Consider the following 12,257-nt stretch of genomic DNA (forward strand, 5'->3'; position numbering starts at 1 on the left):
ATGACAATCGCCAAGGGACGCGGTGACCGGACGCTGATGGCAGCACGCCGGGTCGGTCGTGCGCCGCTCAACGTGCTCGACCGGGCCGGCGAGCAGATGTCGTTCTACGCCAGGGCAATCGCCTGGTCACCCCACACTCTCGTGCACTACCGCAAGGAGGTGCTCCGGCTGCTCGCCGAGGTCACCTTCGGCAGCGGCGCGCTCGCCGTCATCGGCGGCACCATCGGCGTCATCGCGATGATGTCCGGCTTCACCGGCGTCGTCGTCGGACTGCAGGGTTTCGCCGCGCTCGAGCAGCTGGGCAGCTCGGTCCTCACCGGCTTCCTGTCCGCCTATGTCAACACCCGTGAGATCGCGCCGATCGTTGCGGCACTCGCACTCTCGGCCACCGTCGGCTGTGGTTTCACCGCGCAGCTCGGCGCCATGCGGATCTCGGAGGAGATCGACGCGCTCGAGGTCATGGCGGTGCCGAGTGTGCCGTTCCTCGTCACCACCCGCATGATCGCGGGATTCGTCGCCGTCATCCCGCTGTACATCGTCGGTCTGCTCGCGGCCTATCTCGCCTCCCGCATCATCAGCACCGTGTTCAACGGCCAGTCGACCGGGTCGTACGACCACTACTTCAACCTGTTCCTGCCACCGCAGGACGTCCTCTACTCGTTCGCGAAAGTGCTGATCTTCGCGTTCGTGCTGATCCTGATCCATTGCTACTACGGCTATCACGCGTCGGGTGGTCCCGCCGGTGTGGGTGTGGCCGTGGGCCGGGCGGTCCGCACCGCGATCGTCACCATCGCCGTTCTCGACTTCTTCCTGAGCCTCGCCATCTGGGGCACGACGACCACAGTGAGGGTGGCCGGATGAGCAACACGACATCTGTTGTGGGACGACGGGTGCTGGGGTTGGTGTTCTTCCTCGTCCTCGCGCTGTTCCTGGCCTTTACCATCGGCATGTTCAACAAGACCTTCACCAAGGTCGTCAAGATCGATCTCCTCACCGATACCGCAGGAAACGCCCTGCCGCCCAATGCTGACGTGAAGGTCCGTGGCCTGATCGTCGGCGAGGTGCGCTCGGCATCCTCCCAGGAAGGTGAGGTCACGCTCGCTCTCGCGATCCAGCCCGACAAGGCACCGCTGATCCCGTCCAACGCGACGGCACGGCTGCTGCCCAAGACGCTGTTCGGTGAACGCTATGTGTCGCTGATCGTCCCGGAGGGCGATACGGCTCCGCCGATCCAGGCCGGTGACACGCTGCGCCAGGACAAGAGCGGCAACGCCGTCGAGGTCGGCGAGGTGCTGGACGGTCTGCTGCCGCTCCTGCAGGCCATTCCGCCGCAGGACCTGGCGAACACGCTCGGCGCGCTGTCCCAGGGTCTGAGCGGCCGCGGCGCCGAACTCGGGCTGACGCTCGACCGTCTCGAGGAGATCTTCGGTGGGCTGAACACCGAACTTCCCGCCATCCAGGAGGATCTGCGCGGCCTGGCGGACTTCTCGCAGACGTACTCCGAGGCGGCGCCCGATCTGGTCAACGCCCTCGACAACCTGCGGACCACCGGAAACACCGTGGTGGAGAAGCAGAATGAGATCTCCACGCTGCTCGTGTCGCTGACCGCAACCGCGTCGAGCACCGCGGATCTCCTGCAGACCAACGCCGAGTCGATCGTCAGCATCGCCGCCGATTCACGTGAGGCGCTGCAGATTCTCGGCCGCTACTCGCCGAGCTTCGAGTGCACGTTCGCGGGCTTCGCGAAGTCCGCTCCCGTTGCCCGTGAACTACTGGCGCCGGACGATCCGTACCCGGGCGTGCGTGCCAGCGTGCAGTTCGTCAACCCGAAGGGCCGCTACGTGCCCAACCAGGACGAGCCGCGCCTGCTCGACAACCGCGGACCGGCTTGCTACGACAACGTCACCGCACCCGGTGGGAAGTTCCCGCAGTACCCGGGCGGCTCGTCCTACAACGACGGTGCCTACCAGGTGCCTTCGAGGAATCCCGGACCGTCGACCATCGACTTCTTCCCGGCGCCCGCCGGCGTCCCCGACCAGGTCCCCGGGTACGGAGCCCAGGTCACGCCCGCAAGCTACGCGGGTTCGAAGATGGAACAGGACACGTTGGACGTCGTCTACGGCGAGGCCGGGGGCATGGCACCGGAGGACGTGCCGAGTTGGACGACACTCGTCGGCGCGCCGACCATGAGGGGGACTGAGGTGAGCTTCAAGTGAGGGGCCTGACCGCACCATTGGTCAAGCTGATCGTGTTCGCCGTGGTCACCATCCTGGCGACCGGTCTGCTGGCCGCCACCATCGCCAACCTCGGTGGCGGCGGTGGCACCAAGTACAACGCGATCTTCTCGGACGTCACCTCGCTCAACGAGGGCGACGAGGTCCGAATCGCCGGTGTGCGCGTGGGGCAGGTCGAAAAGATCGCGATCCACGACGACCGTGAGGCGGAAGTCCAGTTCACCGTGGCAGAACGGGACTGGCTGCCCGCCAGCACCACCGCGACCATCCGCTTCCGGAACCTCGTGGGGCAGCGCTACATCGCGCTCGAACAGGGCGAGGGCCAGCAGGGCATGAAGATGAACGGCGGCGACACCATTCCGATGGAACGGACCAAGCCTGCCGTCAACCTCACCACCCTGTTCGACGGCTTCCGCCCGCTGTTCCAGACCCTCAGCGCCGAGGACGTCAACAAGCTGTCGTACCAGATCATCCAGGTGTTCCAGGGTGAGTCGGGAACCATCACGGAACTCGTCAAGAACACGGCAAGCCTCACCAACACCGTCGCCGACAAGGATCGCGTGATCGGTGCGGTGATCAACAACCTCAACTCCGTGCTGGCCACGGTGAATCAGCGTGACGATCAACTCGATTCGCTGATCGTCAACACCCAGCAACTCGTCACGGGCTTGGCGAACGAGCGAGGAACCGTCGGTTCGGCGGTGACGTCGCTCGCGGGACTCACCGACGCGACAGCCGATCTGCTCGAACCCACCCGACCGTCCATCCAGGAATCCATCACGTCGCTGAACACGCTGGCGACGACGCTGAACCGAAACTCCGACACGGTCAACAGCGTTCTCCAGACGCTCCCGGTGAAGCTCGAGAAGCTCGGCCGGGCAGCCAGTTACGGATCCTGGTTCCAGTTCTACCTCTGTGGAGTCGACATCGTCGCAGGACCAGGTACCGCGCCCCAACTGAACCTGCCCACGGGCTTGCCCACCGTCAACCAGCCGATCTATACGAACTCGGCGAAACGGTGCACGCAGGACGGCCTACAGGAGTTGCAGACACGATGAGCAGACGTCGCAGCCCGGCAGTGGCCGGCGCCCTCGGCATCCTCGTGGTGCTGCTGGCCACCCTGTCGGCTTTCTTCCTCGATTCGCTGCCGTTCATCGGCGCCGGGTCGACCTACCACGCCCAGTTCACGGAGGCGGCCGGTCTCAAGCCCTCCAACGAGGTGCGGATCGCGGGCGTGAAAGTCGGCAAGGTCACGTCCGTCGAACTCGACGGCGACCACGTGGACGTCGCCTTCAAGGTGTCGGATGCGTGGGTCGGCAACGAAACGTCCGCGTCCATCCAGATCAAGACGATCCTGGGCCAGAAGTATTTGGCCCTCGACCCCCGCGGCTCGGACACGTTGAACCCGAGTGACACGATCCCGTTGGACCGCACCACGTCTCCGTACGACGTGATCGAGGCGTTCTCGGCCGCCGCGCAGACGGTGGGTGACATCGACTCCGATCAGCTCGCACAGAGCATGGTGACGCTCTCGCAGGCGTTCGAGGGGACACCCACGGAGATCCGCGCGTCCCTGGACGGTGTCAGCAGGCTGTCGCAGACCATCGCCACCCGCGATCAGGAACTGCAGAAACTGTTCGACGCGACCGGCAAGACCACCAAGGTCCTCGCCGACCGCAACGCCGAGTTCAACCGATTGATCAGCGACGCCGGTCTGCTGCTCGGCGAACTCAACAGCCGGCAGCAGTCGATTTCCAAGCTGCTCACCGGAACTCAGCGGCTGTCGCAGCAATTGACCGGACTCGTGCGCGACAACGAGGCCGCCATCGGTCCCGCGCTCGAACAGCTCAACGGTGTCGTCGAGATCCTGAAGGCCAACAACGAGAACCTGGACAAGGCGATGAAACTGTACGAGCCGTTCGTCCGCCTGTACACGAACGTGGTCGGCAACGGTCGCTGGTTCGACCAGGTCGTGGTGAACCTCCTGCCGCCGGGGCTGCCCGACATTCCCGGTCCGCGCGAACCCGTCCGCACGTTGGGGGGTAACTGATGGCAGACGTCGACAACGGAGCCGACCGCGGAGGACGCGGCGGGGTCGCCCTCATCGCGGGAATCGTCATCGTCGCGCTGGTGATCGCCGGCGCCCTGTGGTGGGTGTTCACCCGCGCGGGCACCACCAAGATCACCGCGTACTTCGACAAGTCGGTGGGTATCTACGAAGGCTCGGATGTGCGGGTCCTCGGTGTGAAGGTCGGATCGGTCGACGGTGTCGAGCCGCTGGGCGATCAGGTGAAGGTCGACATGCGCGTCGATCGCGGCGTCGACATTCCCGCCGACGCGAAAGCCGCGCAGGTCACGCCGTCCGTGGTGTCCGACCGCTACATCCAGCTCGCGCCCGCCTATACGGGCGGCGAGAGGATGGCGAGCGGCGCGGTGATCTCCCGGGACCGCACCGCGACCCCCGTCGAGGTCGACCAGTTGTACGCGAGCATCGAGGAACTCTCCACCGCGCTCGGCCCGAACGGGGCGAACAAGGACGGCGCTCTGTCGCAGTTCGTCGAGACCGGCGCCGCCAACCTCGACGGCAACGGTGAAGCGCTGGGGCAGAGCATCACCCAGCTGTCCGACGCTGCCCGCACTCTCAACGAGAGTCGCGGCGACCTCTTCGACACCGTCAAGAACCTCCAGGTCTTCGTGGGCGCGCTGGCGGCCAACGATCAGCAGGTCCGCGACTTCAACTCGCAACTCTCCGACCTGTCCGGATTCCTGGCGGGGGAGCGGGAGAACCTCGGTGCCGCCCTGAACCAGCTGGCGATCGCCCTCGGCGACGTCTCGAAGTTCGTGGCCGACAACCGCGAGATCCTCGCCGAGAACGTGGACAATCTGGTTCCGGTGACGCAGACCCTTGCGGACAACCGGGAGTCACTGGTCAACTCGCTGACCCTTCTGCCCCTGGCGATCAGCAACCTGGCCAATTCCTACGACGCGGAATCCGGAAACCTGGCCTCGCGCCTGGCGTTCCCGGACCTGCAGGACCCGGCCGGCGTCGCCTGCAAGTTGATCGACCTCGGCAAGCTGGTTCCCGGCGATCCGCGATTCGAGCAGCTCGGACGTCAGATGCAGCCGCTGATCGACAACTGCTCCAATATCACGTCGCAGATCACGCAATCGGCGAAGTCTCCGTCGCTCGTGCTTCCGTTCGGAATCATGAGTGCAGACAACATTCAGCGGACGGTCACACCCGGCACGGTGCCCGGTGTCGTGTCGCCGCGATTCGAAGGCGCAACGGGAGGTGGGGGCGAATGAAGCGGTCGGTAATCCTCGGCGCCGGTGCGTGCGCCGTCGCCATCGCAGTGACGTCCTGCTCGTCGGAGGGGATCTACGGGGTTCCGCTGCCTGGCGGTCCCGATGTCGGCGACCACCCCATGCATCTGACGATCCAGTTCGACGACGTCCTCGACCTCGTCCCGCAGTCCGCGGTCAAGGTCGACGGTGTCCCGGTGGGCCGGGTCGAAACGATCAAGGTGGCACCGGACGGCTGGACGGCGGACGTGGAGGTCGTTCTCGACTCGTCGGTCGATCTCGCTGCCAACGCGGTCGCCGCCATCGAGCAGACGAACCTGCTCGGTGAGAAGTTCGTCCAGCTGTCCCAGCCGCCGGAGGACAAGGATCCCGCGCGGCTCGAGGACGGCGACACGATCCCCCTGGATCGCACCCGTCACGCCACGGAGATCGAGCAGGTTCTCGGCGCGCTGTCGCTGCTGCTCAACGGCGGCGGCGTCGGCCAGTTGCAGCCGATCGTGCACGAACTGACAACCGCCCTCGATGGGCGTGAGGATCGGGTCCGGAGTCTTCTGGAGCAGACGAATACGCTCATCGACGGTCTCAACCAGCAGCGCGACGACATCACCCGCGCCCTGGACGGTCTCGACGCGCTGACGACGCGCGTGGACGAACAGAACGAGAAGATCGGACTGATCCTCGACGAGTTGCCGATCGCGGCGGAAGTGCTCAACGAGCAGCGCCCGCAGCTCACCCAGATGCTCACCCAATTGGACCGGCTCGGCACCGTCGGCACCGACGTGATCAACCGGTCGAAGGACAACCTGATCGCGGATCTCCTCGCGCTGCGGCCGACTCTGAAGGCACTCGCCGATTCGGGCGACAACCTGCCCAATTCGCTCGCGTTCATTCCCACCGTCCCGTTCCCGGACGGCGTCGAGAAGATCGCGCTCGGCGGATCGGTCAACCTGTTCCTCTCGGTCGACCTGCAGATCGGCGATGCGCTGAGCGCACTCGGCGTCGGACAAGGCGACCCGGTGTACGTGCCGCCGAAGTTCGGTGAGCCCAAGCCGATCGTCGATCCGTCGAACCCGTACTACAACGGCAACGGTCCGAAGCCGGGGTGGCCGACGGTGTCCCTGCTGCCGATTCCGCCGATCGTCCCCGCCCCGACCGGCCTGCGGATCCCGGGGCTCCCCGGCACCGCGCCCGCCGGCAACGGTGGCGCAGGGAACGGCGCGGCACCGCCGCCGCAGAACCCGCTCGGGGGACTGCTGGAGCAGTTCGGAATCGGGGGTGGACAGTGAGGTCACGACTGGTCAGGATCCAGCTCGTCGCGTTCGCCATCGTGGCGATGCTCGGGCTGGTCTACGTCGGCGCCAAGTACGTCCGCCTCGACAATCTGCTCGGGTTCGGTGAGTTCGACGTAAACGCGCAGTTCAAGGACTCCGGCGGCATCTTCACCAACGCCGAGGTCACGTACCGCGGAGTTCCCGTCGGCCGCGTCGGCGACCTCTCGCTGACCGCGGACGGCATCAACGTCCAGTTGAAGATCTCCTCGGGCGGGCCGGACATCCCGGCGTCGGCCAAGGCCGTCGTCGCCAACCGGTCCGCGATCGGTGAGCAGTACGTGGACCTTCAGCCAGACAGCGACCAGGGACCGTACCTCGAAAACGGCTCCGTGATCGTCGAGGCCGACACGTCGACACCCGTTCCGGTGGAGCAGGTGCTGATGGCCACCGACGGTCTGGTCCGGTCGGTTCCGGTCGATTCGCTGCGCACCGTCGTGACCCAGCTGGGAACCGCGTTCAACGGCAAGGGTGAGGATCTGCAGACACTCGCGGATTCGCTGTCGACGCTGACGAAGGACGGACTCGACGTCCTGCCCCAGACGCTGGCGCTCGTCCGGGACAGTCAGACGGTGCTCGCGACGCAGTCCGATCAGTCGTCCGCGATCGTCCAGTTCAGTTCGGACCTCGACGCGGTCGCGGCACAGCTGCGGACCAGCGACCCCGATCTCCGGGCGATCATCGACAAGGGAATTCCGGCGAGCGACGAGGTCGGTCTGCTGGTGAACCAGATCGGCCCGAGTCTCACCACCGACCTGACGAATCTCGCCGCGGTCGGGGATAAGCTGGCTCCGCAGGCGATCGCGCTGCGGCCGATCCTGATGTTCCTGCCCGCCATCGCGGCGTCCGCGTCGACCGTGGCCCCCGGCGACGGCACGGTGCATCAGGGCATCGTCCTGGAAACCAACAATCCGCCGTCGTGCACACTCGGTTACGAAGGGACGCAGGAGATCCTGGCCGAGATGAAGCGGCAGGACCCGAACTTCGACGACACCCAGCAGGACTTCCCGTTCAACACGAAGGCCAATTGCGACGCTCCCCAGGGAAGCGTGACGGGTGTGCGAAGTGCAGACCGCATCGTGTTCGCCGATCCGGACACGATCCAGCCGTGGGATTTCAAGCCGAAGGTCATGCCTGACACTCTCAACTTGAATCCCATCGCAACGCAGCTCGCGCCGCTCCTCGGGGTTACTCCCAAGTAGCATTCGGTTCCGGCCGAGGGCGAGTTGAAGAAAACAATCAGTAGGGTATTGGTGTGACGCGAATTACCACGCCCCCGGAGTCGGGACAATCGGCTCCGGGGAAGGACAGAACTCTGAAGGCCTCGTTTGCTGCGGTGACCGCACTGGTGGTGATCGCGGTTGTCGCAGCCGGATGGTTCGGCTTCGGGTGGGCGCGAGCGCTCTTCGTGGACAAGCCGATCGCCGACGCACGCGATTCCGCGTTGACGGGCGCCCAGCAGGCCGCGATCAACCTCAACTCGGTCGATTCCGCGGACCTCGACGGATCCTTCGAGAACATGAAGTCGTCGATCACGGGCGACAAGATGAACCAGGACCTCCAGGCGACGATGGACGGGTTCACCGACCAGATGCGCCAATCGGGTGCGGCGAGCAAGGCCGAACTGATCCAGGGCACGCTCACGGAACTGAACACGGACGACGGCACCGCGAAGGCGCTGGTCGTCGTGGCCGTCACCACCACGTGGCCGGACCGCTTCGACAAGGCCAAGGTGACGATGCGGATGGATGTCCAGGATGTGGACGGGGTCTGGAAGGCCTCGTCGGTCGAACCGGTGGGCGGACGTATTCCGCTCGAGAGCGGTCCGGTGCCCGCCGACGGCGCGGCCCCCGCCCCGGCCCCCGCCGAACCGGCGCCGGCCGAGCAGGCGCCCGCCCCCGAGGGCGACAGCGGCGGACAGTAGTCCTGATGTGCCGCGGCGGCGTGCTGCTGCGGTGTCCACCTCGACGACAGTTCGTCGTGCAATGAGAAAGTGGTGAACTATGTCCCCCAAGCGCCGAAACAACGTGCCGGACAGCGCTGCAAAGGGCAGGCGTCCGCGCGTGGCGGGGACCCGTCAGGCAACGCCGAAGCCTCCCCGATCGGACACCCCGGTCGACAAGCCGGACACGGTGAAGAAGGCGGAACCGGTGAAGAAGCCGGACACGGCGAAAACGCCGGATTTCGCGAAGAAGGTGGAACCGGTCGAGAAGGCCGAGACGACCGCGGTGGCGACCGCGGCCGCCGCGGTCTCCACAGACACCGCGAAGGCTCCCGAGACGACCAAAACTGCCGACACGGACACGACCGTGTCCATGGCCAAGAGCGTGTCGACGGCGAAGGCTGCGTCGGCGGGGAAGGCGAAGGTCCCGAACCTTCAACCGCGCATCAGCAAGCAACAGGCGCCCGCTGTCGCCGAGGCTGCGCCCGCCGCCGGCAGCGGGACCGGTCGCATCACCTGGAAGCTCGTCGGGATCCTCGGAGCCGTCGCGGTGGTGCTCGGTGTGTTCGCGGTGGTCGCGGCGTTCAAGCCCGGAGCGGACATCACGAACACCGCGTGGGTCGACGCGGGAGCAACCGCCGAGGTGACCAAGGCGGGCACCGAGGCGATCGAGACGCTGTACACCTACAGCTACGAGACGATCGATCAGGACTTCGACAAGGCGCGCGGCTACCTCAATGACGCCAAGCGGCAAGAGTTCGACTCGACCGCCGACATCACCAAGCAGGCTGCCATCCAGACCAAGACGGCCACCCAGGCGTCCGTCACCGACATCGGGGTCACGGTGCTCGACGGCGACCGCGCAGAACTCCTCGCGCACATGAATGTCAGCGCGACGGGTGACGCCGTCGCTCAGGGCAGCGCCGCCACGCCGCTGTCGATCAAGATGGAGAAGATCGACGGCAAATGGGTGCTGTCCGACATCTCCGACAGTGAAGGGTGATCGGCTCCCGGAAAAGAGTGAAGCGGAACGAGATTCGACCGGCCGGCCGGCGGCACGCCTGAATTGAGTTCTCCGGCAGAGTGAATCGATCCCTGAAAAGGGATCGTTTTCACGTTTGAATGGGAATCTCTTGCTGTGGTGACGGTTTCGAACTGTCCGACGGTCCGGGCCCGGCCGGCTTCCGTGCGAGGAATCCCGGCGCCCACCAGTTGGCCTCGCCCATCAACTTCACCAGTGCGGGCACCAGCATCATGCGGATGACGGTGGCGTCGATGATCAGCGCGACGATCATGCCGAGACCGATGAACCGCATCATCGTCAGTTCCGAGAGTGTGAACGCTCCGGTGACGACGATCAGCAGCGCGGCGGCGGCCGTCACGATGCGCCCCGTGTGCGCCGTGCCGATCCGCACGGCCTCCTCGGTCGACGCGCCCGCGTCGTGGGCTTCGACCATCCGGGACATGAGGAAGATCTCGTAGTCGGTGGAGAGTCCGAACACCACCGCGATGATGAGGACCACCATCGTCGCGGGCAGGGGCCCCGGCGTCACGCCGAGGAAATCCGCGCCGTGACCGTCCTCGAAGATCCACGTGAGCACACCGAACGAGGCGGCGAGGCTGAGGGTGGCCATGGCGATCGCCTTCAGGGGGAGCACCACGGACCGGAACGCGAGCAGCATCAGCACGAAGGTGACGGCCACCATGATCCCGATCATCCACGGCAACCGGGCGCCCATCGCGTCCAGTCCGTCGGCGGTCAGGGCGTTCAACCCACCCAGCATCTTCTCGGTGCCTTCCGGGGTGGGGAGGTCGCGCAGGGTGGCGGCCGTCGCCATCGCCCCCGCCGTCCGGTCCGCGTCGTCGAAGACCGCCCGGATGGCGACGAACGTGTCGGTGGCGCCGACCGGGACCACCCGTTGGACGCCGTCGACCGCAGCCGTCGCGGCGAAGAACTCTGCCGTGGCGGCCGGCGGCGGCGCCTTGCCGTCGCTGCCCTGCAGCACGAGCGTCGCCCCGTTGTTGGCGAGCGGAAAATCTGTGGCGAGATCGTCGACGGCGACCCGGAGGGGGTGTCCCACCGGCAGCCCCGTGTGATCGAGATCACCCAGCGACGCGCCTGCCAGGGGTGCGGCGAGTACGAGCAGTCCCGCGACGATCCCGGTCGCGATCGGGACGGGCCGCCGCATCACCCGTTCGGCGACACCGCCCCAGAACCGGTGTGCCCGGTCCTCGCCGCGTTCGACCACTCCCCGTCTCCAGGTCAGCGAGTTGATGCGCGGCCCGAGCAGGGCGAGGGCGGCGGGCAGTGCCGACAGCGTCAGCACCGCTGCGATCGCGATGGCCGCCATCCCGCCGTAGGCGAAGGACCGGACGATGGCCTGGGGAAACACGAGCATGCCTACGAAACCGCACACCAGGAGGAGTGCGGAGAACCCCACGGTCCGGCCGGCGGTGGCGAGCGTCCGGCGGACGGCGTCGTCGGTGGCGGCGCCGGACCGCAGCTCCTCACGGAACCGGGTCACCACGAACAGTCCGTAGTCGATCGACATGCCCAGTCCGACGAGACTCGCGATGTTCACCGAGAATGCGCTGACCTCGGTGAAGTACGAGATCACCCGCAGGGCACCGAGGGCGCCGAGGATCGCGAGACCGCCGACGCACAGCGGTACGGCCGCGCCGACGAGGCCGCCGAAGATGACGAGGAGCAGGAGCAGCAGGATCGGGAACGACACCGCCTCGGCCCGCAGCAGGTCGCTCTCGGACACCTCGTTGAAGGCGTTGGCGGCCGCGCTGAAACCGCTGAACTCCGCGTCCGTGCCGTCGATGACGAGCAGCGGCCGGAGGTCGTGGTACGCGGAGATTCGACTGTTCTCGTCGCCGCTCAGCGACATCACCACAAGTCCCTCGGTGCCGTCGGTGGACCGCAGGAACTCCTTTGCCTGCGGCGGCGCGGACCAGTACGACAGGGGAGTGACGGCGAGCACGCCGGGGTCGATGCGCGCGAGGTGGGCGGCCACTTCGGGCCCGAGATCGTCGATCGTCGAACCCGGGCGCGCGTGGTAGGTCACCGCCAGATCGGGGGTCTGCCTGCCGAACGCCCCCTCGATCAGGCGCTCGACACGCGCGGACTCGCTGCCCGGGTCGGTGTACCCGCCGAGGCTGAGCCGGTCGAACACCCCCGAACCCCACGCCCCGCCGAGCAGCACCAGCAGCACCGTGGCGGTGAGAACCAGCTTCGGTCGGGCGACGACGAACGAACTCCAGCGCGTCACGGCTCTGCTTCCCTCGAGAAATCGACGGCGATCGCGTGGGCATATTGTTCACCGCCCGTGCGCAGCTGGGAAGGGGCGCCGGGAAGGGGGCGCGGGCCTCGCGAAACGACACGACACGCCCTCAGACTCTTGACGCCGCGATGATCACGCGTCACTCTGATGCGTGAACATGCGC

General features: G+C 66.6%; 10 protein-coding genes. 9 read left to right on the forward strand and 1 reads right to left on the reverse strand.

Going from position 1 to position 12,257, the window contains the following annotated elements; translation table 11 throughout:
- The 9 genes from MLGJGCBP_RS24210 (at position 1) to MLGJGCBP_RS24250 (ending at position 9,810) form a co-directional block, all read left to right on the forward strand.
- The gene (locus MLGJGCBP_RS24210; RefSeq protein WP_025433123.1) at positions 1–861 is read left to right on the forward strand and encodes an MlaE family ABC transporter permease; all 861 of its coding nucleotides are present in this window, start codon (positions 1–3) and stop codon (positions 859–861) included.
- Positions 858–2,216: an MCE family protein gene (locus MLGJGCBP_RS24215; RefSeq protein ID WP_087557045.1), complete on the forward strand. Its 1,359-nt coding sequence runs from the start codon at positions 858–860 to the stop codon at positions 2,214–2,216. The genes MLGJGCBP_RS24210 and MLGJGCBP_RS24215 overlap by 4 nt, the downstream gene beginning before the upstream one ends.
- The gene (locus MLGJGCBP_RS24220; protein WP_087557046.1) at positions 2,213–3,292 is read left to right on the forward strand and encodes an MCE family protein; all 1,080 of its coding nucleotides are present in this window, start codon (positions 2,213–2,215) and stop codon (positions 3,290–3,292) included. The genes MLGJGCBP_RS24215 and MLGJGCBP_RS24220 overlap by 4 nt, the downstream gene beginning before the upstream one ends.
- Positions 3,289–4,284: an MCE family protein gene (locus MLGJGCBP_RS24225; protein ID WP_160098656.1), complete on the forward strand. Its 996-nt coding sequence runs from the start codon at positions 3,289–3,291 to the stop codon at positions 4,282–4,284. The genes MLGJGCBP_RS24220 and MLGJGCBP_RS24225 overlap by 4 nt, the downstream gene beginning before the upstream one ends.
- Positions 4,284–5,540 carry an MCE family protein gene (locus MLGJGCBP_RS24230; protein WP_087557048.1) on the forward strand — a complete coding sequence of 419 codons (1,257 nt, stop codon included), beginning with the start codon at positions 4,284–4,286 and terminating at the stop codon, positions 5,538–5,540. The genes MLGJGCBP_RS24225 and MLGJGCBP_RS24230 overlap by 1 nt, the downstream gene beginning before the upstream one ends.
- Positions 5,537–6,823 carry an MCE family protein gene (locus MLGJGCBP_RS24235; protein WP_087557049.1) on the forward strand — a complete coding sequence of 429 codons (1,287 nt, stop codon included), beginning with the start codon at positions 5,537–5,539 and terminating at the stop codon, positions 6,821–6,823. Before MLGJGCBP_RS24230 ends, MLGJGCBP_RS24235 begins: the two co-directional genes overlap by 4 nt.
- On the forward strand, positions 6,820–8,067 hold the full coding sequence (locus tag MLGJGCBP_RS24240; protein ID WP_160098658.1) for an MCE family protein: 1,248 nt from the start codon (positions 6,820–6,822) through the stop codon (positions 8,065–8,067). The genes MLGJGCBP_RS24235 and MLGJGCBP_RS24240 overlap by 4 nt, the downstream gene beginning before the upstream one ends.
- 134 nt (positions 8,068–8,201) lie before the next feature.
- Complete coding sequence (locus MLGJGCBP_RS24245) at positions 8,202–8,789, forward strand: hypothetical protein (protein WP_087557051.1); 588 nt, start codon at positions 8,202–8,204, stop codon at positions 8,787–8,789.
- A gap of 79 nt (positions 8,790–8,868) precedes the next feature.
- Positions 8,869–9,810, forward strand: coding sequence for a hypothetical protein (locus tag MLGJGCBP_RS24250; protein WP_160098660.1), 942 nt, complete (start codon positions 8,869–8,871; stop codon positions 9,808–9,810).
- Between the two features lie 109 nt (positions 9,811–9,919).
- Here MLGJGCBP_RS24250 and MLGJGCBP_RS24255 read toward each other — a convergent pair whose 3' ends face one another.
- Positions 9,920–12,082: an MMPL family transporter gene (locus MLGJGCBP_RS24255; protein WP_160098662.1), complete on the reverse strand. Its 2,163-nt coding sequence runs from the start codon at positions 12,080–12,082 to the stop codon at positions 9,920–9,922.
- Positions 12,083–12,257 lie beyond the last annotated feature (175 nt).

The sequence above is a fragment of the Rhodococcus sp. T7 genome (assembly GCF_009872365.1).
Lineage (GTDB): Bacteria > Actinomycetota > Actinomycetes > Mycobacteriales > Mycobacteriaceae > Rhodococcus_F.